The sequence below is a fragment of the Streptomyces sp. NPDC048353 genome (assembly GCF_055587165.1).
The window spans coordinates 261741-287439 of the sequence record NZ_JBVJGU010000005.1; the positions used below are offsets into that span (position 1 = coordinate 261741).

General features: G+C 70.5%; 23 protein-coding genes and 2 tRNA genes. 16 read left to right on the top strand and 9 right to left on the bottom strand.

The annotated features are described in order from the left end of the window. Positions 1-31: 31 nt before the first annotated feature. Genes ACZ6RC_RS19825 through rpmH form a run of 5 tightly spaced genes read right to left on the bottom strand, consistent with a single transcriptional unit; the run spans position 32 to position 2731 of the window. A complete protein-coding gene (locus ACZ6RC_RS19825; RefSeq protein WP_391140003.1) occupies positions 32-544 on the bottom strand; it encodes a Jag family protein in 513 nt (170 codons plus the stop codon). A gap of 13 nt (positions 545-557) precedes the next feature. Further along, a complete protein-coding gene (gene yidC, locus ACZ6RC_RS19830) occupies positions 558-1871 on the bottom strand; it encodes a membrane protein insertase YidC (protein ID WP_391140004.1) in 1314 nt (437 codons plus the stop codon). A 3-nt stretch (positions 1872-1874) separates the two neighbouring features. After that, complete coding sequence (gene yidD / locus ACZ6RC_RS19835) at positions 1875-2201, bottom strand: membrane protein insertion efficiency factor YidD (protein ID WP_469584890.1); 327 nt, start codon at positions 2199-2201, stop codon at positions 1875-1877. Then, positions 2198-2569 (bottom strand): ribonuclease P protein component, encoded by a 372-nt coding sequence (gene rnpA, locus ACZ6RC_RS19840; RefSeq protein ID WP_469584893.1) that lies wholly within the window; start codon positions 2567-2569, stop codon positions 2198-2200. Before rnpA ends, yidD begins: the two co-directional genes overlap by 4 nt. 24 nt (positions 2570-2593) lie before the next feature. Then, entirely contained in the window at positions 2594-2731 is a 138-nt protein-coding gene (gene rpmH, locus ACZ6RC_RS19845; protein ID WP_003967884.1) for a 50S ribosomal protein L34, read from the bottom strand. Between the two features lie 379 nt (positions 2732-3110). Between rpmH and dnaA the strand changes: the two genes are divergently transcribed. From dnaA to ACZ6RC_RS19900, 11 genes are all read left to right on the top strand, one after another. After that, positions 3111-4922 carry a chromosomal replication initiator protein DnaA gene (dnaA, locus tag ACZ6RC_RS19850; protein WP_469584895.1) on the top strand — a complete coding sequence of 604 codons (1812 nt, stop codon included), beginning with the start codon at positions 3111-3113 and terminating at the stop codon, positions 4920-4922. Positions 4923-5941: 1019 nt separating this feature from the next. After that, the gene (gene dnaN, locus ACZ6RC_RS19855; RefSeq protein ID WP_391140007.1) at positions 5942-7072 is read left to right on the top strand and encodes a DNA polymerase III subunit beta; all 1131 of its coding nucleotides are present in this window, start codon (positions 5942-5944) and stop codon (positions 7070-7072) included. 100 nt (positions 7073-7172) lie between these two features. Continuing rightward, positions 7173-8051 carry a phosphogluconate dehydrogenase (NAD(+)-dependent, decarboxylating) gene (gene gnd / locus ACZ6RC_RS19860; protein WP_391140008.1) on the top strand — a complete coding sequence of 293 codons (879 nt, stop codon included), beginning with the start codon at positions 7173-7175 and terminating at the stop codon, positions 8049-8051. 55 nt (positions 8052-8106) lie between these two features. After that, positions 8107-9228 carry a DNA replication/repair protein RecF gene (recF, locus tag ACZ6RC_RS19865; protein ID WP_391140009.1) on the top strand — a complete coding sequence of 374 codons (1122 nt, stop codon included), beginning with the start codon at positions 8107-8109 and terminating at the stop codon, positions 9226-9228. Further along, positions 9225-9779 carry a DciA family protein gene (locus tag ACZ6RC_RS19870; protein ID WP_391140010.1) on the top strand — a complete coding sequence of 185 codons (555 nt, stop codon included), beginning with the start codon at positions 9225-9227 and terminating at the stop codon, positions 9777-9779. The genes recF and ACZ6RC_RS19870 overlap by 4 nt, the downstream gene beginning before the upstream one ends. 590 nt (positions 9780-10369) lie before the next feature. Continuing rightward, positions 10370-12436: a DNA topoisomerase (ATP-hydrolyzing) subunit B gene (gyrB, locus tag ACZ6RC_RS19875; protein ID WP_453616040.1), complete on the top strand. Its 2067-nt coding sequence runs from the start codon at positions 10370-10372 to the stop codon at positions 12434-12436. 41 nt (positions 12437-12477) lie between these two features. Continuing rightward, the gene (gene gyrA / locus ACZ6RC_RS19880) at positions 12478-15120 is read left to right on the top strand and encodes a DNA gyrase subunit A (RefSeq protein WP_391140012.1); all 2643 of its coding nucleotides are present in this window, start codon (positions 12478-12480) and stop codon (positions 15118-15120) included. Between the two features lie 105 nt (positions 15121-15225). Further along, positions 15226-15810: a DUF3566 domain-containing protein gene (locus ACZ6RC_RS19885; RefSeq protein ID WP_453616037.1), complete on the top strand. Its 585-nt coding sequence runs from the start codon at positions 15226-15228 to the stop codon at positions 15808-15810. Between the two features lie 97 nt (positions 15811-15907). Then, positions 15908-15984: transfer RNA gene (locus ACZ6RC_RS19890), tRNA-Ile, on the top strand. Between the two features lie 252 nt (positions 15985-16236). After that, on the top strand, positions 16237-16371 hold the full coding sequence (locus ACZ6RC_RS19895) for a DLW-39 family protein (protein WP_003958712.1): 135 nt from the start codon (positions 16237-16239) through the stop codon (positions 16369-16371). 297 nt (positions 16372-16668) lie between these two features. Further along, on the top strand, positions 16669-17982 hold the full coding sequence (locus ACZ6RC_RS19900; RefSeq protein ID WP_469585731.1) for a hypothetical protein: 1314 nt from the start codon (positions 16669-16671) through the stop codon (positions 17980-17982). Between the two features lie 15 nt (positions 17983-17997). Here the strand turns inward: ACZ6RC_RS19900 and ACZ6RC_RS19905 are convergent, their stop codons facing one another. Together ACZ6RC_RS19905 and ACZ6RC_RS19910 are read right to left on the bottom strand one after the other, a co-directional pair. After that, positions 17998-19401, bottom strand: a complete 1404-nt coding sequence (locus ACZ6RC_RS19905; RefSeq protein ID WP_469584905.1) for a serine/threonine-protein kinase — start codon at positions 19399-19401, stop codon at positions 17998-18000. Positions 19402-19540: 139 nt separating this feature from the next. Beyond that, positions 19541-20089 carry a helix-turn-helix domain-containing protein gene (locus tag ACZ6RC_RS19910; RefSeq protein WP_391140015.1) on the bottom strand — a complete coding sequence of 183 codons (549 nt, stop codon included), beginning with the start codon at positions 20087-20089 and terminating at the stop codon, positions 19541-19543. A 129-nt stretch (positions 20090-20218) separates the two neighbouring features. Here ACZ6RC_RS19910 and ACZ6RC_RS19915 point away from each other — a divergent pair. The 3 genes from ACZ6RC_RS19915 (at position 20219) to ACZ6RC_RS19925 (ending at position 22487) form a co-directional block, all read left to right on the top strand. Further along, positions 20219-20291 (top strand) — tRNA-Ala (locus tag ACZ6RC_RS19915). A gap of 330 nt (positions 20292-20621) precedes the next feature. After that, positions 20622-21902: an MFS transporter gene (locus tag ACZ6RC_RS19920; RefSeq protein ID WP_469584908.1), complete on the top strand. Its 1281-nt coding sequence runs from the start codon at positions 20622-20624 to the stop codon at positions 21900-21902. Between the two features lie 207 nt (positions 21903-22109). After that, entirely contained in the window at positions 22110-22487 is a 378-nt protein-coding gene (locus tag ACZ6RC_RS19925; protein WP_469584911.1) for a DUF6344 domain-containing protein, read from the top strand. 111 nt (positions 22488-22598) lie between these two features. Here the strand turns inward: ACZ6RC_RS19925 and ACZ6RC_RS19930 are convergent, their stop codons facing one another. Continuing rightward, on the bottom strand, positions 22599-23360 hold the full coding sequence (locus tag ACZ6RC_RS19930; protein ID WP_469584914.1) for a DUF5324 family protein: 762 nt from the start codon (positions 23358-23360) through the stop codon (positions 22599-22601). A 156-nt stretch (positions 23361-23516) separates the two neighbouring features. On the opposite strand from ACZ6RC_RS19930, the gene ACZ6RC_RS19935 reads away from it, so the two are divergent. Together ACZ6RC_RS19935 and ACZ6RC_RS19940 are read left to right on the top strand one after the other, a co-directional pair. Next, positions 23517-24050 carry a peptidylprolyl isomerase gene (locus ACZ6RC_RS19935; RefSeq protein WP_391140019.1) on the top strand — a complete coding sequence of 178 codons (534 nt, stop codon included), beginning with the start codon at positions 23517-23519 and terminating at the stop codon, positions 24048-24050. A gap of 222 nt (positions 24051-24272) precedes the next feature. Beyond that, positions 24273-25139 carry a rhomboid family intramembrane serine protease gene (locus ACZ6RC_RS19940; protein WP_391140020.1) on the top strand — a complete coding sequence of 289 codons (867 nt, stop codon included), beginning with the start codon at positions 24273-24275 and terminating at the stop codon, positions 25137-25139. Between the two features lie 285 nt (positions 25140-25424). Here ACZ6RC_RS19940 and crgA read toward each other — a convergent pair whose 3' ends face one another. Next, the gene (gene crgA, locus ACZ6RC_RS19945) at positions 25425-25679 is read right to left on the bottom strand and encodes a cell division protein CrgA (RefSeq protein ID WP_356887205.1); all 255 of its coding nucleotides are present in this window, start codon (positions 25677-25679) and stop codon (positions 25425-25427) included. Positions 25680-25699: the final 20 nt, after the last annotated feature.

Consider the following 25699-nt stretch of genomic DNA (forward strand, 5'->3'; position numbering starts at 1 on the left):
AGCAGACGGGGCCGACTCTACGACGAGGGGGTCAGGCAGGGAGAACGACGACGAAGCGCTGCGGCTCCTCGCCCTCGGACTCGCTGCTCAGACCGGCGGCCGCGACCGCGTCGTGCACGACCTTGCGCTCGAACGGTGTCATCGGGTCCAGCTTGACCGGGGCCCCGGTCGACTTCGCCTCGGCCGCCGCCTTGGCGCCGATCTCGGCGAGCTCGGTGCGCTTCTGGGCGCGGAAGCCGGCGATGTCGAGCATCAGACGGCTGCGGTCACCGGTCTCCCGGTGCACGGCGAGGCGGGTCAGCTCCTGGAGGGCCTCCAGCACCTCGCCGTCGCGGCCCACGAGCTTCTGCAGTTCGCGGCTGTTCGAGTCGCTGATGATCGAGACCGCGGCCCGGTCGGCCTCGACGTCCATGTCGATGTCGCCGTCGAGATCGGCGATGTCGAGGAGACCTTCGAGGTAGTCGGCCGCGATCTCGCCCTCCTGCTCCAGGCGGGTCAGGGTGTCGCCACCCTCAGCGGGGGCGGAGGTGGTGCCTTCCGTCACGGATCGACTCCTTCTACTTCTTGGACGACGGGTGCTTGGGCCGCTGCTGGCCCTTGCGCTGACCGGACTTTGCCTGACGGGTGGCACCGGAGTTGGCACGGCTCGGGCGCGCGGGCTTGTCACCCTGCGCCGAGTCCTTGGCCTGATCGGCGGCGGAACCCTGCGGCTTCTTCTCCAGCGAGGTCTTGGGCTCCTCGGCGTCCGCCGGGGTGTCGGCGGCGTCCTCGGCGCTCTTCGTCGCGGGGGCCTGGGCGGCTGCCTGGCGCTTCGCCTTGGTCTGGCGCTTGGGCTGCTGACGCCGGGCCGCCGGCCCGCCCTCGGCTTCGGCCGCGATGGTGTCGCTCTTGATCACGGTGCCGTCGGCCTGGGCGGCGAAGCCGGCCTTGGCCAGGCCCGCGAAGAAGCGGCGCTCGTTCTCGTTGCGGTCACTGCCCTTGGCGACGATGGCCTTGACGATGTTCTTCCGGCGCCGGCCGCGGACCTCACCGTGGGAGGTGACGCTCTTCAGCAGTCGCTGGAGGTAGGAGTCCTGCGCCGCGCTGCCCGGAGTCGGGTTCTGGTTGATCACGTACATCTGCTGGCCCATGGTCCACACGTTGGTGGTCAGCCAGTAGACGAGGACACCGACGGGGAAGTTGATGCCCATCACGGCGAAGATCACGGGGAAGATGTACATGAGCATCTTCTGCTGCTGCATGTACGGCGTCTTCACCGAGAGGTCGACGTTCTTCATCATCAGCTGGCGCTGCGTGTAGAACTGCGAGGCCGACATCATGATGATCATGATCGCGGTGACGATGCGGACCGACGTGATCGAGGCGTCGAGGGAGGCGACCTTCTCGGCACTGTCGGTGAAGGTGGCCGCAAGCGGGGCGCCGAAGATGTGCGCCTGACGGGCGCTCTCCAGCAGCGGCTGGTCGATGACACCGATCGTCTTGCCCGAGGCGATGCTGGACAGCACGTGGTACAGCGCGAAGAAGAACGGCGACTGGGCCAGGATGGGCAGGCACGAGGAGAGCGGGTTGGTGCCCGTCTCCTTGTACAGCTTCATCATCTCTTCGGACTGACGCTGCTTGTCGCTCTTGTAGCGCTCCTGGATCGCCTTCATCTTCGGCTGGAGCGCCTGCATGTTCCGGGTCGACTTGATCTGCTTGACGAACAGCGGAATCAGGCAGATCCGGATCAGCACCACCAGGGACACGATGGACAGACCCCAGGCCCAACCTGTGTCAGGGCCGAAGATCGCCCCGTACAGCTTGTGGAACTGGACGATCACCCATGAGACAGGTGTGGTGATGAAGCTGAAAAAACTGGCAATCGTGTCCACTAATCAGGCTCCTTGAGCATTGGGCGAGGTCTCTGCGGCCGGGCTCGTCTCGGCGGTGGACCCGCCCTTGTCGCCGCGCAGTGCGTTTCGCAGCATTTCGTGCCAGCGAGGCCGCTTGCGCGGAGGCACGTGGTCCACGCCGCCGGGCGACCACGGATTGCACCGCAGAATGCGCCAGACGGTCAGGGCAGTGCCCTTGATCGCGCCATGCCGGTCGATGGCCGTGCATCCATAGTGGGAACACGACGGGTAGTACCGGCAGACGGGCCCGAGGAGCGGGCTGATTGTCCACTGGTACAGCTTGATGAGAGCCAGCAGCGGGTACTTCATCGCGTGCCCCCTCCCAGGAGCCGCTCAAGAGCGGCGTCCAGGTCTCGGGCCAGCTGTGCGTGATCGGCGTCGCCGGCTCCGGGCAACGCCCGTACGACCACCAGGCTACCGGGGGGCAGCTCGGACAGCCGTTCGCGGACGAGGTGGCGCAGTCGTCGCTTCACCTGGTTGCGTACGACGGCGCCGCCCACGGCCTTGCTCACGACGAAACCCGCACGCGTCGGGGGAGCGCTCTCCCCAGGCGCGTGCGGGTCCGTTGCACCGCTGTGTAGATGGACGACGAGGATCGGGCGACCGGCCCGGCGCCCTCGGCGTACCGCGGTTGCGAAGTCCTCGCGCCGCCTCAGCCGATTCTCGGTAGGCAGCACGTCATGACCTGTTTGTTACGCGGATCAGGCGGACAGGCTCGAGCGACCCTTGCCACGGCGGTTCGCCAGGATGGCGCGACCGGCACGCGTGCGCATGCGCAGGCGGAAGCCGTGGGTCTTCGCGCGACGACGGTTGTTCGGCTGGAAGGTGCGCTTGCTCACTCGGGGGCTCCAGAAATGATTCGTGTGGTGGCGGGACATCGCCTGGCTGTCACCGTGCGCCCACGAGTAGCTCGCAATACGCCCGAGTGCACCGCTTCACGATCACAGACCGTGATCTTTGCCCATCGGAGGCAGGCGGCAGCAGCCATCGACAACTCGACCTGGTCACGGTACGCGCGGCTACGCCATCCGGTCAAACCGGCCCATCGCCGGGGTCCATTGTGCACAGGCTGTGGACAACAACTTGAACCACGTCAGCCGCCGCGACTACCGTGGCCGGACTCCAGAACTTTCCGTTCTGTCCTTACCTGTCCTGACGGACATCGACCCACCGTCCCGAGAACCACACATTCGTGGGACCTGCGAGGAAGCGTGCCCTGTGGCTGACGTACCTGCCGATCTTGCCGCAGTGTGGCCACGCGTGCTCGAGCACCTCCTCAGAGAAGGCCAGCAGGGCATGGAGCCCAAGGACAAGCAGTGGATCGAGCGCTGCCAGCCTCTCGCTCTGGTGGCCGACACCGCGCTCCTCGCCGTCCCCAACGAGTGGGGCAAGCGGGTGCTCGAAGGACGCCTGGCGCCGCTGATCAGCGAGACGCTCAGCCGGGAGTGCGGCCGGCCCATCCGGATCGCGATCACCGTCGACGACTCGGTGGGCGAGCCCAGCCCGCCGGCACCGCCGATCCACCACCAGCAGCAGCAGTCCCCGCAGCAGGGTCGCTACGACGAGCGGCCGCCCGCGGACGGGTACGAGAAGTACGACGGCTACGGCCACCGGCCCGCGCATGACGACGGGCTGCCGACCGCGCGTCCCGCCTACCCGGACTACCAGCAGCAGCGGCCCGACCCGGGTGCCTGGCCGCGGGTCGGGGACGACCACTCCTGGCAGCAGCCCCGGCTCGGCGGCTACCAGGAGCGGGAGCCGTACGCCGGGCCCCGTCACCCCCAGTCCCAGCAGCCGCGCTACGACGAGCGGCCGTCCTCCTACGACCAGCCGCAGCGGCCCGAGCGCGACGGGCTCGTCGACCCGCAGGGGCCGGGGTCCGGCCAGGGCCCGCGTCCCGGCGGTCCGGTCCCGGGTCCGGGCGGCGGCGGTCCCGGCGTGGGACGCCCGGGCTCGTCCTCCGGGCAGGGCGGGGCGTCCGGCGCCCCCGGCGAGCAGCACGCACGCCTCAACCCCAAGTACCTGTTCGACACCTTCGTCATCGGTTCCTCGAACCGCTTCGCGCACGCGGCCGCCGTCGCCGTGGCCGAGGCTCCGGCGAAGGCGTACAACCCCCTCTTCATCTACGGGGAGTCGGGCCTCGGCAAGACGCACCTGCTGCACGCCATCGGTCATTACGCGCGGAGCCTCTATCCGGGGACGCGTGTGCGGTACGTGAGCTCGGAGGAGTTCACCAACGAGTTCATCAACTCGATCCGCGACGGCAAGGGCGACACCTTCCGCAAGCGCTACCGCGATGTGGACATCCTGCTGGTCGACGACATCCAGTTCCTCGCGAGCAAGGAGTCGACGCAGGAGGAGTTCTTCCACACCTTCAACACGCTCCACAACGCGAACAAGCAGATCGTCCTCTCCTCGGACCGGCCGCCCAAGCAGCTGATGACCCTGGAGGACCGGCTGCGCAACCGGTTCGAGTGGGGTCTCACGACCGATGTGCAGCCGCCGGAGCTGGAGACGCGGATCGCGATCCTCCGCAAGAAGGCGGTCCAGGAGCAGCTCAACGCCCCGCCGGAGGTCCTGGAGTTCATCGCCTCCCGGATCTCGCGGAACATCCGTGAGCTGGAGGGCGCGCTGATCCGGGTCACGGCGTTCGCGAGCCTGAACCGGCAGCCGGTGGACCTGGGGCTGACGGAGATCGTGCTCAAGGACCTGATCCCGGGGGGCGAGGACGCCGCTCCGGAGATCACCGCCGGCGCGATCATGGCGGCGACGGCCGACTACTTCGGTCTCACCGTGGAGGATCTCTGCGGATCGTCACGCAGCCGGGTGCTGGTGACGGCCCGCCAGATCGCGATGTACCTCTGCCGGGAGCTCACGGACCTGTCGCTGCCGAAGATCGGCGCGCAGTTCGGCGGCCGTGACCATACGACGGTGATGCACGCGGACCGCAAGATCCGCGCGCTGATGGCCGAGCGGCGCTCCATCTACAACCAGGTCACCGAACTCACCAACCGCATCAAGAACGGCTGACGGGCCCTATCCGCGCTCGCGCGGACGGGCCCCAGGGCGCTCCGGGACACCTCCCGGGGCGCCCTTCGTGCTGTCCGGCCGGTGTCCCCGGGGACTCGCGGACTCGGGGATTCGGGGACACCGGCCTCGGTGACTCGAGCCGCTCCTTCCCGGGTCCTCCTACGCCGTCCTGCGCCGCCCTGCGCTCGCCTGGGGATGGCGCGTCGGTGTGCTCCGGGGCCGTTCTGGGCGCCCCCGAAAGGGCTTTTTCGCTCTCGCGTGAGGTTCTGCCGGCTTCCGGGGCGCCGGTGCGAAGGCGCCGCTGTTCGAATACCAAGGGCGGGACGCCGGTTCTCCACAGATTGCGGGATGATCTTCCGTCCACAGGGTGGGGACCACCAAGTTATGCGGATCATGTCCACAGACGCTGCAAGTGGGAGATCATCACACCAGGTCAGACCCTTGGGGATTTGTTGGCAACCGTGATCCACAGCCTGTGGACAGATCTTTCGTCCACAGGGGCCCGTCGGGGTTGTCCACCGCCAACCCACAGGCCGCCGAGGGTTGCCCACAGCTTCTCCACACCGCTGTCCACTGTTCGGCAACGCAACACCCCCGCTCACCGCGTCGAGTGAAAGCGGTCACACCGAGGGGTGCGGTTGGGCTGTGGGGAACGCGGGTAAAGCTGGGGACATCACTGGGGAGAACCCCGGGCTGCCTGTGTACCGGGTGTGCAGAACTTTCGGGCGTCCACAGAACGCCCCGGTTGTCCACGGGCGTCGCCCACAGGGCCGGTGGACAAAAAATCGGTGTTGACCTGCGAAAACAGGGTTATCCACGGTTTCCACAGGCCCTACTACTACTTCCACCTAGAGTTAGCCCGGAATCCGCTTCGAAGTGGGACCTGTGCACAACTCGAGGCCGGACCGTCGGCGACCTCTCGTCGCGACTTGACCCCGAGCCGCACCGAGTGTCGGTGGCGTGCGTCAGACTGGTTCCCGCAGTCGACGAAGAGCCAGCAACAGCAGGAGGCGGTTCCGGTGAAGATCCGGGTGGAGCGCGATGTACTCGCGGAGGCGGTGGCCTGGGTGGCCCGCAGCCTTCCGGCCCGTCCGCCGGCGCCCGTTCTCGCGGGCCTTCTGCTGAAGGCCGAGGACGGCGCGCTGAGCTTCTCCAGCTTCGACTACGAGGTCTCGGCCCGGGTCTCCGTCGAGGCGGAGGTCGAGGAGGACGGCACCGTCCTCGTCTCCGGCCGCCTGCTGGCCGACATCTGCCGCGCCCTGCCCAACCGGCCGGTCGAGATCTCCACAGACGGTGTACGGGCGACCGTGGTCTGCGGCTCCTCCCGCTTCACCCTCCACACCCTGCCTGTGGAGGAGTACCCGGCCCTGCCGGAGATGCCCACCGCCACCGGCACGGTCCCCGGCGAGATCTTCGCCTCCGCCGCCGCCCAGGTCGCCATCGCCGCCGGCCGCGACGACACGCTGCCCGTCCTCACCGGTGTGCGCATCGAGATCGAGGGCGACACGGTCACCCTGGCCTCCACCGACCGCTACCGCTTCGCGGTCCGCGAGTTCCTGTGGAAGCCGGAGTCCCCGGACGCCTCCGCCGTCGCCCTGGTGCCCGCCAAGACCCTCCTGGACACCGCCAAGGCGCTCACCAGCGGTGACACCGTCACGCTGGCGCTCTCCGGCTCCGGCAAGGGTGAGGGCCTGATCGGCTTCGAGGGCGCCGGCCGCCGCACCACCACCCGGCTCCTCGAAGGCGACCTGCCGAAGTACCGGACGCTGTTCCCGACCGAGTTCAACTCGATCGCGGTGATCGAGACCGCCCCGTTCGTCGAGGCCGTCAAGCGCGTGGCCCTGGTGGCCGAGCGCAACACCCCGGTGCGGCTCAGCTTCGAGCAGGGCGTGCTGATCCTGGAGGCCGGCTCCAGCGACGACGCACAGGCTGTGGAGCGCGTGGACGCGCAGCTGGACGGCGACGACATCTCGATCGCCTTCAACCCGACGTTCCTGCTGGACGGCCTGAGCGCGATCGACTCCCCGGTCGCCCAGCTCTCCTTCACGACCTCCACCAAGCCCGCCCTGCTGAGCGGCAAGCCCGCGGTCGACGCGGAGGCGGACGAGGCGTACAAGTACCTGATCATGCCCGTGCGTCTGTCGGGCTGACGGCCGTCGACTGAGCGGCCGACCCCACAGGTGTGCAACCGGGTCCGGGCGTAGGCTCGGACCCGGGTACGAACCGCACACGACGCTTAAGGAATCTCTGATGGAGCTCGGTCTCGTCGGTCTCGGCAAGATGGGCGGCAACATGCGCGAGCGCATCCGCCGCGCAGGCCACACCGTCATCGGATACGACCGCAACCCGGACCTCGCCGATGTCCCCAGCCTCGAAGAGCTTGTGGGCAAGCTCAAGGGTCCGCGCGTCGTGTGGGTGATGGTCCCGGCCGGTGCCGCGACCCAGTCCACCGTCGACGAGCTGGGCGCGCTGCTCTCCCCCGGCGACATCGTCGTGGACGGCGGCAACTCCCGCTGGACCGACGACGAGAAGCACGCGGAGGAGCTCGCCGCCAAGGGCATCGGCTTCGTCGACTGCGGCGTCTCCGGCGGCGTCTGGGGCCTGGAGAACGGCTACGCCCTGATGTACGGCGGTGACGCCGAGAACGTGGCGAAGGTCCAGCCGATCTTCGACGCGCTCAAGCCCGAGGGCGAGTTCGGCTCCGTCCACGCCGGCAAGGTCGGCGCCGGCCACTTCGCCAAGATGGTCCACAACGGCATCGAGTACGCGATGATGCAGGCGTACGCCGAGGGCTGGGAGCTCCTGGAGAAGGTCGACTCCGTCACCGACGTGCGCGAGGTCTTCCGCTCCTGGCAGGAGGGCACGGTCATCCGCTCCTGGCTGCTCGACCTGGCCGTCAACGCGCTGGACGAGGACGAGCACCTGGAGAAGCTGCGCGGCTTCGCGCAGGACTCCGGCGAGGGCCGGTGGACCGTCGAGGCGGCCATCGACAACGCCGTGCCGCTGCCCGCGATCACCGCGTCGCTGTTCGCGCGGTTCGCGTCCCGTCAGGACGACTCCCCGCAGATGAAGATGATCGCCGCGCTGCGCAACCAGTTCGGCGGCCACGCGGTCGAGTCCACGAAGTAATCCACAGGCTGTGCACCCGGCGGTGCACAGCTGCCGGGGAAGGTCGGCGCCCACCATGCACGTCACGCATCTGTCGCTGGCCGACTTCCGCTCCTACGCCCGGGTCGAGGTCCCGCTCGACCCGGGCGTCACCGCTTTCGTGGGGGCGAACGGCCAGGGCAAGACCAATCTCGTCGAGGCCGTCGGCTACCTCGCCACTCTCGGCAGCCACCGTGTCGCCTCCGACGCGCCCCTCGTCCGCATGGGGGCGGACCGGGCGATCATCCGGGCCGCGGTCACCCAGGGCGAGCGCTCCCAGCTGGTCGAGCTCGAGCTCAACCCCGGCCGGGCCAACCGCGCCCGTATCAACCGGTCCTCGCAGGTCAGACCCCGTGATGTGCTGGGGATCGTACGGACCGTGCTGTTCGCGCCCGAGGACCTCGCCCTGGTGAAGGGCGACCCCGGCGAGCGCCGGCGCTTCCTCGACGAGCTGATCACGGCGCGCGCGCCGCGCATGGCCGGCGTGCGCGCCGACTACGACCGGGTGCTCAAGCAGCGCAACACGCTCCTGAAGTCCGCCGCCATGGCCCGCCGCCACGGCAGCCGTGGCATGGACCTGTCGACCCTGGAGGTGTGGGACCAGCACCTCGCCCGGGCCGGTGCCGAGCTGCTGGCTCAGCGCCTCGACCTCATCGGCGTGCTGCAGCCGCTCGCCGACAAGGCGTACGAGCAGCTGGCGCCCGGCGGCGGACCGATTCTGCTGGAGTACCGGCCGTCCGCGCCGGGACCCGGCCACACCCGCGAGGAGCTGTACGAGCAGATGCTCGGGGCGCTCGCCGAGGTCAGGAAACAGGAGATCGAGCGCGGGGTCACCCTCGCCGGACCGCACCGGGACGAGCTGCTGCTCAAGCTCGGCGACATGCCGGCGAAGGGGTACGCCAGCCACGGCGAGTCCTGGTCGTACGCGCTGGCCCTGCGGCTGGCCTCGTACGACCTGCTGCGGGCGGAGGGCAACGAGCCGGTCCTGGTGCTCGACGACGTCTTCGCCGAGCTGGACGCGCGGCGCCGGGAACGGCTCGCGGAGCTGGTGGCGCCGGGCGAGCAGGTGCTGGTGACGGCGGCGGTGGACGACGACGTCCCGGGAGTGCTGGCCGGGGCGCGCTACGGCGTCGCGGAGGGCCTGGTGGAGCGGCTGTGAGCGGCAGCGAAGGCGAGGCCCCCCAGGCGGGAGCGAAGACCCCGGAGCCGTCCGGCGTCGACCTGGCGCGGGTCGCGCTGCGCGCCGCCAAGGAGCAGGCGAAGGCGCGGGGCGCGGCCGCCCAGCAGAAGAAGCAGGCCCGGCGGGGCGGCGGCCTGCGGTCCGGCGCGCACGCCGACGGGCGCGACCCGATGGCGCTCGGTTCCGCGATCAACCGGCTGATCACCGAACGCGGCTGGGAGGCCCCGGCGGCCGTGGGCGGGGTCATGGGCCGCTGGCCGCAGATCGTCGGCGAGGACCTGGCCAAGCACTGCGAGCCGCTGAAGTACGACGACGACCCCGAGGAGCGGGTGCTCACCGTGCAGTGCGACTCGACGGCGTGGGCGACCCAGCTCCGCCTCCTGGCGCCGCGCCTGGTGGCCCGGCTGAACGAGGACCTGGGCCACGGCACGGTCCGCGCGATCAAGGTCCTCGGCCCGGGCGGCCCGCGCAAGGGGTACGGCCCGCTCCGGGCACCGGGGTCCGTGGGACCCGGCGACACGTACGGCTGAGGCGCGACGCCGGCGACCGGGGGCGCGGGGTCGGGGCGTGCGGGCCCGCGATGTGCACGCCTCGGCGGGCCGCCTCGCGCCCGCGGCCCCGGGAGGCTTCTCCGGTACGGCCCCTGCTTCGGCCCCAGTCGCTCGTACACAGGTCCCTCGCGCCCAGGCCCTTCGTACACACGCACCCCACCCGTACCTCGCCCCGCCCCGCCCATGCGCCCCGCACCGCCCTACCCCGGCCCCAGGCGGCCCCCACACCCCCTCCCTACGCGCGCACGCGCGCGCCCGCCGTGGCCCCCCGCTTCGCCCCCTCCACGCCGCTGGCCCGCCCCGTATGCCACCCCGGCGGCGCCCGCACACCCCCCGCCCGGGACCCCACCCGATCGGTTGCCCACAACCGGTCACCGCCCGAAGCGCTGGGTGGCCGTCAGAGCCCTTTGGAGCCCCCGTCCGGATATGGGGAGTCGTCTCGCTCCCGCTCAGGGCGGCACATGCGGACTCAGGTACCGGCAAACCCCCACTCGTGTCAGCGCTACCGGTAGACTGGTGGGTAATCCCGCCACCCCGCGGAACAAGTCGAACGACGCAGCCGCTCCCGTATGCCCGGAGAACGGCTTGTGCTGTGCCAGAAAGGGCGCTTCGTGGCCGATTCCGGCAACCCCAACGAGAACACTCCGTCCGCCAACGCTGCGTCGTACGACGCCAGCGCGATCACCGTCCTCGAGGGTCTGGACGCGGTCCGCAAGCGACCCGGCATGTACATCGGCTCGACCGGTGAACGGGGACTGCACCACATGGTGCAGGAGGTCGTCGACAACTCCGTCGACGAGGCCCTGGCCGGCCACGCGGACACCATCGACGTGACGATCCTGGCCGACGGCGGCGTCCGCGTCGTCGACAACGGGCGCGGCATCCCCGTCGGCATCGTGGCGTCCGAGGGCAAGCCGGCCCTGGAGGTCGTGCTGACGGTCCTGCACGCGGGCGGCAAGTTCGGCGGCGGCGGATACGCGGTCTCCGGCGGTCTGCACGGCGTCGGCGTCTCCGTCGTCAACGCCCTCTCCACCAAGGTCTCGGTGGAGGTCAAGACCGACGGCCACCGCTGGACGCAGGACTACAAGATGGGCGTCCCCACCGCCCCCCTCGCCCAGCGCGAGGAGACCGACGAGACCGGCACCTCGGTCACGTTCTGGTCCGACCCGGACATCTTCGAGACGACCGAGTACTCCTTCGAGACGCTCTCGCGCCGCTTCCAGGAGATGGCCTTCCTCAACAAGGGCCTGACGATCACGCTCACCGACGAGCGCGAGTCCGCGAAGGCCACGGTCGGCGCCGACGACCCCGACGCCGAGGCGGCCGAGGAGCAGCCGGCGAGGACGGTCAAGTACCACTACGAAGGCGGCATCGTCGACTTCGTGAAGTACCTCAACTCCCGCAAGGGCGAGCTGATCCACCCCACCGTCATCGACGTCGAGGCCGAGGACAAGGAGCGCATGCTCTCGGTCGAGATCGCGATGCAGTGGAACTCGCAGTACACCGAGGGCGTGTACTCCTTCGCGAACACCATCCACACCCACGAGGGCGGAACGCACGAAGAGGGCTTCCGCGCCGCACTGACGGGTCTGGTCAACCGGTACGCGCGCGACAAGAAGCTGCTGCGCGAGAAGGACGACAACCTCACCGGCGAGGACATCCGCGAGGGCCTGACGGCGATCATCTCCATCAAGCTGGGCGAGCCGCAGTTCGAGGGCCAGACGAAGACGAAGCTGGGCAACACCGAGGCCAAGACCTTCGTCCAGAAGATCGTCCACGAGCACCTCAACGACTGGTTCGACCGCAACCCCGTCGAGGCCGCGGACATCATCCGCAAGTCGATCCAGGCGGCCACCGCGCGCGTGGCGGCCCGCAAGGCCCGCGACCTGACCCGCCGCAAGGGCCTGCTGGAGTCGGCCTCCCTGCCGGGCAAGCTGAGCGACTGCCAGTCGAACGACCCCACCAAGTGCGAGATCTTCATCGTCGAGGGTGACTCCGCCGGCGGCTCGGCCAAGTCCGGCCGCAACCCGATGTACCAGGCCATCCTGCCGATCCGCGGCAAGATCCTGAACGTCGAGAAGGCGCGGATCGACAAGATCCTCCAGAACACCGAGGTCCAGGCGCTGATCTCGGCCTTCGGCACCGGAGTCCACGAGGACTTCGACATCGAGAAGCTCCGCTATCACAAGATCATCCTGATGGCGGACGCCGACGTCGACGGCCAGCACATCAACACCCTGCTGCTGACCTTCCTCTTCCGCTTCATGCGTCCGCTGGTCGAGGCCGGTCACGTCTACCTCTCCCGCCCGCCGCTCTACAAGATCAAGTGGGGCCGGGACGACTTCGAGTACGCGTACTCGGACCGGGAGCGCGACGCGCTCGTCGAGCTGGGCAAGCAGAACGGCAAGCGGATCCGCGAGGACTCGATCCAGCGCTTCAAGGGTCTGGGCGAGATGAACGCCGAAGAGCTGCGCATCACCACGATGGACCAGGACCACCGTGTGCTCGGCCAGGTCACGCTGGACGACGCGGCCCAGGCCGACGACCTGTTCTCGGTGCTGATGGGCGAGGACGTCGAGGCCCGGCGCTCCTTCATCCAGCGCAACGCCAAGGACGTTCGCTTCCTCGACATCTGAGTCGGTCTCAGCTGACCGTACGAAAGGACTGACGACCAGCAATGGCCGACGAGAACCCCCCTGTCACGACCGAAGAAGAAGAGCCGGTGCTGCGGATCGAGCCCGTCGGGCTCGAGACCGAGATGCAGCGCTCGTACCTCGACTACGCGATGTCCGTCATCGTCTCCCGCGCGCTGCCCGACGTACGGGACGGCCTCAAGCCCGTCCACCGGCGCGTGCTGTACGCGATGTACGACGGCGGCTACCGGCCCGAGAAGGGCTTCTACAAGTGCGCCCGCGTCGTCGGCGACGTCATGGGCACCTACCACCCCCACGGCGACTCCTCCATCTACGACGCCCTGGTCCGCCTGGCCCAGCCGTGGTCGATGCGGATGCCGCTCGTCGACTCCAACGGCAACTTCGGTTCCCCGGGCAACGACCCGGCCGCCGCCATGCGGTACACCGAGTGCAAGATGATGCCGCAGTCGATGGAGATGCTCCGGGACATCGACGAGGAGACCGTCGACTTCCAGGACAACTACGACGGCCGCAACCAGGAGCCGACGGTCCTGCCGGCCCGCTTCCCGAACCTGCTGGTCAACGGCAGCGCCGGCATCGCGGTCGGCATGGCGACCAACATCCCGCCGCACAACCTCCGCGAGGTCGCGGCCGGCGCCCAGTGGGCGCTGGAGCACCCCGAGGCCACCCACGAGGAGCTGCTCGACGCGCTCATCGAGCGGATCAAGGGCCCGGACTTCCCGACCGGCGCGCTGGTCGTGGGCCGCAAGGGCATCGAGGAGGCCTACCGCACGGGCCGCGGCTCCATCACCATGCGCGCGGTCGTCGAGGTCGAGGAGATCCAGAATCGCCAGTGCCTGGTGGTCACGGAGCTTCCGTACCAGACCAACCCCGACAACCTCGCGCAGAAGATCGCCGACCTCGTCAAGGACGGCAGGATCGGCGGCATCGCCGACGTCCGCGACGAGACCTCGTCCCGTACCGGCCAGCGCCTCGTGATCGTGCTCAAGCGCGACGCCGTCGCCAAGGTCGTCCTCAACAACCTGTACAAGCACACCGACCTGCAGACGAACTTCGGCGCCAACATGCTGGCGCTCGTCGACGGCGTGCCGCGCACCCTCTCGCTCGACGCGTTCATCCGCCACTGGGTGACGCACCAGATCGAGGTCATCGTCCGCCGGACCCGCTTCCGGCTGCGCAAGGCCGAGGAGCGGGCGCACATCCTGCGCGGTCTGCTCAAGGCGCTCGACGCCATCGACGAGGTCATCGCGCTCATCCGGCGCAGCGACACCGTCGAGGTCGCGCGCGAGGGCCTGATGGGCCTGCTGGAGATCGACGAGATCCAGGCCAACGCCATCCTCGAGATGCAGCTGCGCCGGCTCGCCGCCCTGGAGCGCCAGAAGATCGTCGCCGAGCACGACGAGCTCCAGGCCAAGATCAACGAGTACAACGCGATCCTCGCCTCCGAGGAGCGTCAGCGGCAGATCGTCAGCGAGGAGCTGGCGCTGCTCGTCGAGAAGTTCGGCGACGACCGCCGCTCCAAGCTGGTGCCCTTCGACGGTGACATGTCCATCGAGGACCTGATCGCCGAGGAGGACATCGTCGTCACCATCACGCGTGGCGGCTATGTGAAGCGTACGAAGACCGAGGACTACCGCTCGCAGAAGCGCGGCGGCAAGGGTGTGCGCGGCACGAAGCTGAAGCAGGACGACATCGTCGACCACTTCTTCGTCTCCACCACCCACCACTGGCTGCTCTTCTTCACCAACAAGGGCCGGGTCTACCGCGCCAAGGCGTACGAGCTCCCGGACGCCGGCCGGGACGCCCGCGGCCAGCACGTGGCCAACCTGCTGGCCTTCCAGCCGGACGAGCAGATCGCCGAGATCCTGGCGATCCGCGACTACGAGGCCGCGCCCTACCTGGTGCTCGCCACCAAGGCCGGCCTGGTGAAGAAGACCGCGCTGAAGGACTACGACTCGCCCCGTGCCGGCGGTGTCATCGCGATCAACCTCCGGGAGACGGAGGCGGGCGCCGACGACGAGCTGATCGGCGCGGAGCTGGTCTCCGCCGAGGACGATCTGCTGCTCATCAGCAGGAAGGCGCAGTCGATCCGGTTCACCGCGACCGACGACGCGCTGCGTCCGATGGGCCGCGCCACCTCCGGTGTGAAGGGCATGAGTTTCCGCGAAGGGGACGAGCTGCTCTCGATGAATGTCGTCCGGCCGGGTACGTTCGTCTTCACCGCCACCGACGGTGGGTACGCCAAGCGGACCAACGTCGACGAGTACCGCGTCCAGGGTCGCGGTGGCCTCGGCATCAAGGCCGCCAAGATCGTGGAGGACCGCGGCTCGCTCGTGGGCGCGCTGGTGGTCGAGGAGACAGACGAGATCCTCGCCATCACGCTCTCCGGTGGTGTGATTCGCACGCGAGTCAACGAAGTCAGGGAGACCGGCCGTGACACCATGGGCGTCCAGCTGATCAACCTGGGCAAGCGCGATGCCGTCGTCGGCATCGCACGTAACGCCGAGGCCGGCAGCGAGGCCGAAGAGGTCGACGGTGCCGACGGCATCGACGGCGCCGAAGGTGTCGCCGAGGTCGAGGACACGGACACGGACAGTGCCGAGGTCGCTGCCGCGGCGGAGGCAGCCGAGGGCAGCGAGCCCTCGGCCGGGGAGCACGAGGAGTAGAGCGTGAGTGGAGCCACGGGCGCCGGATCGGCGGCTGCCGGAGCTTCTGCTGGTGCTGGAGCGGACGGTACCCGTGGTTCCACCACGGACTCCCAGGGGGTTGCGGTGACGGACACTCGAGGGCCCAAGCCCTCGTACGACACGTACAACGGGCCGCTGCCCGGCGAACGCGCGGGAGCGCAGCAGCCGGGCGGGCCGTACCACCCGCCGCAGGCGTACGGCGCTCAGGCGCCGGGCGCCGGCGGTACGGGCGGCGGCGCGGGCGGCCAGGACGCGGCGGCCGTGCGCCGGCCGCGTACCGGGGCGAAGACCACGCCCCGCACGCGCAAGGCGCGGCTGCGGGTGGCCAAGGCCGACCCGTGGTCGGTGATGAAGGTGAGCTTCCTGCTCTCCATCGCGCTGGGCATCTGCACGGTGGTGGCCGCGTCGGTGCTGTGGATGGTCATGGATGCCATGGGCGTCTTCTCGACCGTCGGCGGCACCATCAGCGAGGCCACGGGCTCGAACGAGGACAACGGCTTCGACCTGCAGTCGTTCCTGTCGCTGCCGCGGGTCCTCATGTTCACGTCGGTGATCGCGGTCATCGACGTGGTCCTGATGACCGCGCTGGCGACGCTCGGCGCGTTCATCTACAACCTGTCGGCCGGTTTCGTCGGCGGTGTCGAGCTCACGCTGGCGGAAGACGAGTGAGCCGCCTGGGGGCCGCCCGGAACCGATTTTGGGACTGGCCCCCAGGTGCGCTAATCTTCAGAGGTCAGCGCGCGGGACATACACCGCAGAGCGCGGCGGGGCTATAGCTCAGTTGGTTAGAGCGCATCCCTGATAAGGATGAGGCCACAGGTTCAAATCCTGTTAGCCCCACCAGTAGTACGAAGGCCCCCGACCGATCACGGTCGGGGGCCTTCGGCGTGCGAGACGGCGGGCGGGCCCGACTGGCGTGCGGGCGGGGGCGGGAACGCGGTCCGACCAGGGCGGGCGCGGGCTTGAACCGCCGCGGTGAGGAATCGCTTCCGCCGGGAAGGCGGGAGACCGGAGAGTAGGTCACCGATCGGTATCGGTCGATGTGTAGAGTGGGCGTCAGAAGTCTCCTACGTCAACGAAAGACGAGGTCGCGCGGTGAAGAAGCTTCTCCTGGTCGCACTGGCCGCCATCGGCGGGCTCCTCGTGTACCGCCAGATCCAGGCGGATCGCGCCGAGCAGGATCTGTGGACGGAGGCGACCGACTCCGTGCCCGCAGGTTCGGGTGTGTGAGACGAAGACCGTCAGTGAACGAAGCCCCGGCCGCGCTTGAGCGGCCGGGGCTTCGTGCTGTGTCGGGACCGTGACGGGCAGCCCCTTGAGTTCACCCCCGCGAATCACTAGCTTGCGAGAGCAAAGTTGAGCGGTCGCGGTCAACGGTGGCGGCGGGTGGGAGACGAGGAGAAGCGCGTGGAGCGTGCGAAGACGCGGCGCGGGTGGGGCGGTCGGCGCGGGGACCGGCGGGCCGGGCAGCGGACGGCGACCGTACGGTCGGTGGCCGTGCGGGGGACCGGTCGGCGGACGGCGTTCGTGCGGGCGGTCGGGGCCCTGGTCGCCGCGGTGTGCGCGGCCGGTGCGCTGCCCGGACAGGCATGGGCCGCCGGCGGGAGCGCGTACACCTTCGACGACACCGCGCAGCCCGTACGGGGCGCGGCCTCCAACCTGGACGCCGAGCAGCTCAAGCCCGGCGGGACGTACCGGGACACCATCAAGAAGGACGGCAAGCTCTACTACCGCGTCGATCTCGACACCCAGCAGAACGCGTACGTCTCCGTGGTCGCCGTCCCCAGGTCGGGCGCCAAGGCGGAGTACGGCGACGGCATCAAGGTGAGCATGCGGGACGGCTCCGGCAGCCAGTGCGGCTACCAGGACGCCACCTTCGGCTCCGGCGGCTTCACCCGCCCCGTCACCGCCTACGCCCACCGCACGATCGATCCGGACAGCTCCACCTGCCGGCAGGCCGGCGCGTACTACGTCCTCGTCGAGCGCACCTCCAAGGCCCCCTCCACGCCCGAGGACTGGGACCTGGAGATCCGCTACCTCACCGAGCCCGGCGTGCGGCGGACCGGCCCCACCGAGCTGCCCGAGAGCTGGCCGTCGTCCACGCCCCCGCCGCCCGCGGGCGGCCCGCAGAAGCGCCAGGGCGGCGCCGGCTTCCACGACGCCACCTCGCTGCGCCAGGGCGAGTGGCGTACCGACATCAAGCCCGGCCAGACGCTCTTCTACCGGGTGCCCGTCGGCTGGGGCCAGCAGATCCACGCCAGCGCCGAACTGGGCACGAGCCCCTCCGGGGACACGTACATCGGCAACGCGCTCGTGCTGTCGCTCGACAACCCCGCCCGGGGCCACGTCGACGAGGACACCGTCAGCTACTCCGGCGGACCGGCGACCCTGTCGCTCGACCCGCACCGGCCGGTGGCGTACGAGAACCGCTACGCCTCCAACAGCTACACCAACGCCCTGCGGTTCGCCGGCTGGTACCACCTCTCGGCCACCCTCAGCCCGGAGGTCGCCAAGGCGTACGGCGACAAGCCGGTGCCGCTGACCCTGCGGGTGAACGTCACCGGTACGGCGACGTCCGGTCCCGCGTACACCGGGGACGCCGGGCCGTTCCAGGTCACCGACGACGACCGGGACGCGGCGGCCAGCGGGCAGAGCGGGCCCCAGGCGGAGAAGAGCGACAGCATGCGGCTGGTCGCCGCCGCCGGGATCGGGTCCGGGACGGTCCTGCTGCTCGTCCTCGGCGTGTGGACGGTCCTCGGCAGGCGCCGGGCGGCCGCTCAGGCGCCGCAGGACGGCCCTCCGGGCGGTCCGCCGGGGTTCGGGCCGCCGACGGCCTGGTGAGGGGCGAGGGGGGCGTCAGGCCTGGGTGAGGGCCCAGATCCCAACCGCGAAGCAGACCAGCGCCAGGAAGAGCACCGGGACCGCGACCTTCGGGGGCGGTCCCGGCCGCCGCTCGGCGGCGCGCGGAAGGGGAGCGTCCGGGAGCCGGCCGCCCGCGGCGGCGGGCGGGACGTGAGCGGTGTACGGGACGGTGAAGGGCTGCGCATACGGCCCGGCGGCCGTCGGCGCCCGGGCGACGTCCACGCGCGCCGCAGGCCCGGGAGCCGGCTGCGGAGGCGGCGGCAGATGGAAGCTGCCCGTCTCGGAAGCGCCCGGCGACGGCCGGTGCGACGGCTGCTCCGCGGGCACGGGCACGGGCACGGGCGTGGGGACGGGTGCGGGTACGGGTCCGGGGGTGTGGTCCGGTACGGGTGCGGCGGCGCCGGCGACCGGGGCCGGGGGCGCCGTGACGGGGGCCTGCGGGGCCGGGAGCGCCGGGTCCTGGGGCGCCGTGACGGGGGCCTGCGGGGCCGGGAGCGCCGGGTCCTGGGGCGCCGGCTTCTCGGGGCCGTGCGGGCCGAAACCGGCCGGCAGCGGGCCGATCTGGTCGAAGACCTCCACCGGCTCCTCGTCAGGACCCGCCTCGGGCAGCATCTCCACCGCCGCGGTGAGCGCCTTGCGCACCCCCGTGGCCGTCCGGAACCTCGCCTGCGGGTCCGGCTGCAGCAGACCGGCGAGAACCTGCCACAGCGGCTCCGGAATGCCCTCGGGGGCGCCCGGGGTGCCATGGGCCATGAAGTACTCGATCAGGGCCCGTGAGTCGGGCTTGCGGCCCTGCAGCAGATAGAGCGCGACCAGACCCACCGCGAACAGATCGGCCGGGAAGTCCGGCTCCGCGCCCATCATCTGCTCCGGCGCGAAGTAACCCGGCGTCCCCACCACGTAGTTGGTCTCGGTCAGGCGGGGTTCGCCCTTGCGCATGGAGATGCCGAAATCGGACAGCCGCAGATGCGGCCGCCCGGTCCCGGTCACGTCGAGCAGGATGTTCGCCGGCTTGATGTCACGGTGCACGACCCCCTCCGCGTGCACCGCCGCCAGGCCGGCCAGCAGCTGGTCGAGCAGGGTGCAGACGAAACGCGGTGGCAACGGGCCGTAGTCGCCGATCACATGCGCCAGCGAACCACCGGCCAGCAGGTCCATGGTGAACAGGACCTTGTCGTCGTCCGCGGCCCAGCTGGCCGGGGCGAGGACATGGGGGTGGTCGATCCGCAGCGCCTGCTCGCGCACGAACCGCAGGAGCGTGTGGGCGTCGCTCTGCTGCAGCACCTTGGCCGCCACATAGCGGCGGCGCCGGTGGTCCCAGGCGCGCCACACCGCGCCGACCCCGCCGCGTCCGATCGGGTCGATCAGCTCGTACCGACCAGCGAAGACCTCACCCATCGCTCTGCGCCCGCTCCCCGTCGTGCTCTCGTGCCCGTCGTGCTTCCGTGCCCGTCGTGCCCTCGTGCCGTGTCGGTTCCGCCGTACCGGCCGCGGCCACGGTGCGAGCACCACGGCCCCGGCCGGGGGCGGACCCGCGTCAGTTCTGGTGCGACTCGTAGTGCGCGACCGCGTCGGCGGTGCGCCCGGCGCCGTACACCCGGAGGAACTCTGCCAGTTCCGGGTGGACGGGGGCGAGGGAGTCGGCGGCATCGATGATGTCGCCCGCCGCCGCCACCGAACGCAGCAGCGACTGGATCTCCCGGACCACGCGGCGCACGGTCGGCGCGCCCGAGCTGTTGGTGGTCTGGCTGGTGCCCGTCAGCACCGAGCCGCCCTGCGATTTCTTGATCTCGTCCATCCGGTCCGTGGCCTCGGCCGCGCTGACGCTGCCGTCGGCGACCAGGCCGGCGAGCTCCTGCAGGGCCTGGACGCGCTGGACGACGGCGGGGTTGCCGATCTTGGCCCGCTGACCGCTCATCAGCTGGGAGAGCATGGGCGCGGACAGTCCGAGCACGGCCGCGAGCCTGGCCTGATTGAGCCCGAGATCGTCGATGAGCCGACGGAAGAGCGCCCCCAGCGGCTCTCCGTACCAACTGCGCTGAAGCTCTCTGGCTCTTGCCGTGGCTTCCTGCTGCGCTGCGTCCATTACTTCTCCCCATCCCTGCGGTTCGCCACTGCGAACCTCGGGCAGCATCTTACGGAGCGTGGTGGCCGACCGGGAGTCCCAATCCTTTTGCGAGATACAGGGGGAGACCCGGTACTCTGTTCTCGTTCCGGGGCCTTAGCTCAGTTGGTAGAGCGCTGTCTTTGCATGGCAGATGTCAGGGGTTCGACTCCCCTAGGCTCCACTCTTCACACCCCTCCCTACCTGCGGAAACGCGGTTCGAAGGGGTGTTTTGCGTGCCTGGGCCGCCGGGCGTGCGGGCGGTCGGTGACGTCCGTCCGAGGGCTGTCTTACGGCCGTCGGCGGGCGAAACGGGCAGGCCGCGCGGGAGCGGTTCGCGGGGGTGAAGCCGCGGGTCACCGGTGGGAAGTGGTGCCGCGGCGAGGGTGTGAGGGGGCGGCCGCGCAGCCGTCCGCACCCCGCGGCGGTGGCTCGCGGACGCCGGAAGTGGCCCGCTTTCCCCAGGGCGCAATGGACCAGAACGGCTGGGCCACCCGCCCCTAGCGTCGTGTCCATGGCACACGCTTCCCCTCCCGCTCCCCGGGGCCCGCACAGACCCGCGCGGGCGCCCCGGGCGCTCCTCGTCGCGCAGCTCTGCCACTCGATCGGCGACGGCGCCTTCTACGTCTCCTCGGCGCTCTACTTCACCCGGATCGTGGGGCTCTCCACCTCCCAGATCGGCCTCGGGCTCACCCTCGCCTGGGCGGTCGGCTCGGTCGCCGGCGCGCCGCTCGGGCACCTCGCCGACCGGCGCGGGCCGCGGGGTACGGCGGTTCTCCTGGCGCTGACGACCGCCGTCGCCGTCGCCTCGTTCCTCGTCGTCCGCGCCTTCGTGCCGTTCCTGGTCGCCGCCGTCGTCTACGCCACCGCCCAGAGCGGCCTCGCCGCCGCCCGCCAGGCGCTGCTCGCCGGGCTGGTCGAGCCCGCGGCCCGTACGGAGGCGCTGGCCAGGCTCCAGTCGACCGTCAACGCCGGACTCGCCGTCGGCGCCGGCGTCGGCGGCCTCGCCCTGCACGCCGGCACCCGCCCCGCCTACCTCGCGGTGTTCGCCCTGGACGCGCTGTCCTTCCTGGCCTGCGCGCTCCTCCTGCGCGGCCTGCCCCTCGTGCTCCCCGCGCCCGCCCGCACGAACGCCGCCGGCGAGGAGCCGTCTCCGCGGGTGCTGCGCGACCGCCCGTACGCGCTGCTGACCCTCCTCAACGCGCTGCTGCTCCTGCGCCTGCCGCTGCTGAGCCTGGCCCTGCCGCTGTGGATCGTGGAGCGGACCTCCGCACCGGGCTGGACGGTCTCGGCGCTCTTCGTCCTCAACACCGCGGCCGTGATGCTCTTTCAGGTCCCTACGGCAAGGAAGGTCACCGACCTTCCCGGCGCCACGCGCGCGGTGGCCCGCTCCGGGGTCGTCATGTGCGCCGCCTGCGGCGTCTTCGCGACGACGGCCGCCGGGCTCGGCCCGTGGACGGTGATCGCGGTCCTCGTCCTGGCCGCCGTCCTCCAGGTCGCCGCGGAGATGCGCCACTCGGCCGGGTCCTGGCAGATCGGCTTCGCCCTCGCCCCGGCCGACCGGATCGGGCAGTACCAGGGCTTCTACGGCTCCGGCGTCCCGGTCGCCCGGACGCTCGGGCCGCTGCTCGTCACGACGCTGCTGATCACCTGGGGCGTGCCCGGCTGGCTGGTGTTCGGCGCGGTCTTCCTGGCCGCGGGGGCCGCCACGGGGCCCGCGGTGCGGTGGGCCGAGCGGTCCCGGGCGCGGGCGGGCGAACGGCGGTCACCGGCGGAGGCGGGCGCCGCGCTCTGAGCCGTACGGGTGGTGTTCATCGGAAGAACTGCGCGGTGTCGGCGTCGCTCCGTGGATTCCGGCAGTGCGTACACATCATGAGGAAGGTATGTAAAGCGCGCAACCTGAAATGCGCCACCCGAGAACGCCGTCCCAGCACCTCATCGACCAACCCGCCCGGGCACGCGGCCCGAGCGTCATCCGCGAACGTCACGAAAGCGAGGGGCCATGGCCACCGCCAAGGTCAAGCAGTTCTGGACCACCTTCATCTCCGTACTCTTCGCCCTGCTCGCCTCCGTCGGCCTGGCGAGCACCGCCACCGCCGCGCAGGCCCCCTCCGTGCAGCAGCCGGAGGAGCCGGCCGCGCCCGGCACCGCCACCGCCCCCGGCGCGCGGGCCCTCGCGTCCGTACCGGCGCAGCGCACGCATCGGTGGAGCCCGGTGCGGGACCGCTCCCTGCCGCCCACGATCAAGCAGCGCATCGGCGCGGAAGCGCACGGCTCCTCGCCCTCGGTACGTCAGCGGCGCACCGGCACCCAGGCCGAGAACGACCCGGCCGCGCAGCAGTCGGAGCTGTCGGGCCTGGCCCTTGCCTCGGCCGCGTAGGGCGCGGGGAGACGGTTCGCTCCCCACGCCCTACGTCCGTGCCGGTTCGTGTGTCCGTCGTCGTGGGACCGCCGGTCCCGGGTCTTCCCCGGAACCCGTACGGCTCCCGGGTCAGGGACGCTCGTCGCGGTCCGTGGTCTCGTCCTCGGCCGTTCCGGCCTCCGCCGCGGCGTCCGCCGCGTCGGCCGCCGCCTGCTTGGCCGCCAGCTTGTCGTCGAGAGTCTTGCCGCCGTCGACGGACGACAGCACCGACTCCTCGTCGAGTTCGGTAGGCGCGGGCGGTTCGACCAGCCAGTCCGGGTTGGCCTGCTTGTCCCACCACCTCCAGGCGGCGTAGGCGCCGCCGGCCAGCACACCCAGAACCGCGAGCCCCTTGGCGAGGCGTCCTGCCTTCGCCCGACGCTCGTGCTTCCTCACGATCTTCTGAATCTCCTTCGGCGTCACCTGACCGCGGAGCGCGGCCCAGGCGGCGATGGAGCGCGTGCCGGCCTCGTCGAGGACAGGACCGGTCACGGCGACCGCGTGCTCGACACGCGGAACGGTGTAATCGGCCGCCTGACGGGCGGCCTTGCGGGTCCGCACCGCGGCACGATGCGCGGCGGCGTCGACCCGCGGCGGCACGTGCGGTGCCACCCGGGAGTCGTACTGCACACGCGCTTGCTTACGGGCCTGACGCGCGGCCTTCTCCACCTTCGGCGCGAGCCGGAGGCGTGCCTCGTGCGCGTAGAGCGCGGCGTGGTCCTTGGCTGTGCCCGCGTACACCACGGCCTGGTCCTTGGCCGTGGTCGCATAGGGCGCCACCACTTCCGCGGCGTGCAGCACGCTGTCCTTGGCCGAATCGGTCGCGGTGCGCACGCTGTCCATCCGGGTCACGGGATCCTCCTACTCGGCGGCGGTCTTTTTCGCCTTTCCACCCTTTTCGAAATCATGCCTGCCGGATCCAGGTCCGGCATGCCCGAGCGGGCATCCGGGGCATGCGAGGATCGGACCGCCAGGGGAGACCCAGAGGAGAACGACGGAAGGCGGACCGTGGCCGAGCAGCTTTACGCCACTCTGAAGACCAACAGGGGCGACATCCAGATTCGGCTGCTGCCGAACCACGCCCCGAAGACGGTCCGGAACTTCGTGGAACTCGCGCAGGGCGAGCGCGAGTGGACCCACCCGGCCACCGGCCAGGTCTCCACGGACCGGCTCTACGACGGCACGGTCTTCCACCGGGTCATCAAGGGATTCATGATCCAGGGCGGCGACCCGCTGGGGAACGGCACCGGCGGCCCCGGCTACGAATTCGCCGACGAGTTCCACCCCGAGCTGTTCTTCGACCGTCCCTATCTCCTGGCCATGGCCAACGCCGGGCCGGGCACCAACGGCTCGCAGTTCTTCCTCACGGTCGGCGCCACGAGCTGGCTCAACCGCAAGCACACCATCTTCGGCGAGGTGAGCGGCGAGGCGAGCAAGAAGGTCGTCGACGCGATCGCCACCACGGAGACCAACCCGCGCACCGAGCGCCCGGTCGAAGACGTGGTCATCGAGTCCGTCGTGATCGAGAAGCGCCAGAGCTGACCCGCCGGCCGCCCGGAGCCGCGCCGCCCGGAGACCGCCCCCCCGCGGCGCGCGCCGCCCGGAGCCGGGCCGCACGCGCCGGAGCCGCGGCCGCCCGGAACCCCGGCCCCCCGGGAACCTTTTCGCCCCGCCCGTCCGTCAGGAGGGCGGGGCGGTGCCGTGCGTCGCCGCCGTCGCACGTGGTCCGCACGCCCCAGCCGCCCTGTCCTCGGGAGGGACCCCATGGAGCCGGAGTCCGGCCCGCCGCGCTGTTACCGTCACCCGGACGTCGAGACGGGCATCCGCTGCACCCGCTGCGAGAAGCCGATCTGCCCCCAGTGCATGGTCTCCGCGTCGGTCGGCTTCCAGTGCCCCGACTGCGTGCGCAACGGCTCCGGCACGGGCCACGCGCCCGACGCCAACCAGCCGCGCACCCTGGCCGGCGGGCGGGTGGCCTCCGACGGGCGTCTGGTCACGAAGATCCTCATCGCGATCAACCTCGCCCTCTTCATCGCCGTCCAGGTGGCGGGCGACCGTCTCGTGGACGAGCTGTCGCTGATCGGGTACGCGTACAACCCGGCGCTCGGCGAGGTGGTGGGGGTCGCCGACGGCGAGTGGTACCGGCTGGTGACGTCCACGTTCCTGCACCAGGAGATCCCGCACTTCGTCTTCAACATGCTGGGTCTGTGGATCATCGGCGGGATCGTCGAACCGGAGCTGGGGCGGATCCGCTACGCCGTGCTGTGCCTGCTCTCCGGCCTCTCCGGCTCCGCGCTGGCCTTCCTCGTCGCCGCCTCGAACCAGCCGTCACTGGGCGCCTCGGGCGTCGTCTTCGGCCTGATCGGCTCGTGGGTGGTGCTGGCCCGGCGCAGGCGGTACGACATGCGGCCGGTGATCCTCTTCACGGCGCTGTCGCTGCTGCTCACCTTCACCCGCCCGGGCATCTCCTGGGAGGCGCACATCGGCGGCCTGGTCGGCGGCGCCCTGGTGACCTACGGCCTGGTGCACGCGCCCCGGACCCGCCGGGCCCTGGTGCAGTACGCGGCCTGTGGAGTGGTGCTCGCCATCGATCTGGGGCTGGTCCTGGCCCGCTCAGTGGCGCTCACCTGAGCGGTGACGGCTGTGGATGAGCCGCGCGGGCGAACTTTCCCCAGAGTTATCCACAGGCGGTGGCCTTCGATGTGTGTTTCTTGGGGAACAACTGTGCCCCTCGTCTCTGAGCTGCGGCTTTCTTCTCAGAGCGAGGGGCCTGCCACCCTCCGTGAAGGAGGCGGCGCAGTCACACCGGCGTCAACCTACCGATGGGTTATCCACAGATCTTCGTAAGTTATCCAGTGCTGTGCACAACGCTGTGGATAACCTCAGGGCAAGGCTTGACGGCCGACCCGGGAAGGGCTACTTCCACTGGGTGGAGACGCCGAACCCGGCCGCGATGAAGCCGAAGCCCACGACGATGTTCCAGTTGTTGAGGGACTTCACCGGCAGCGTGCCGTCGGTGACATAGAAGACGACGATCCACACCAGCCCGATCAGGAACAGCGCCAGCATCACCGGTGCCACCCAGCTGCGGTTGGTCAGCTTGATGTTGGTGGCCTGCTTGGCGGGCGGAGGCGTGAAGTCGGCCTTCTTGCGGATACGTGACTTCGGCACGAGGGACTCTCCTGTCGATG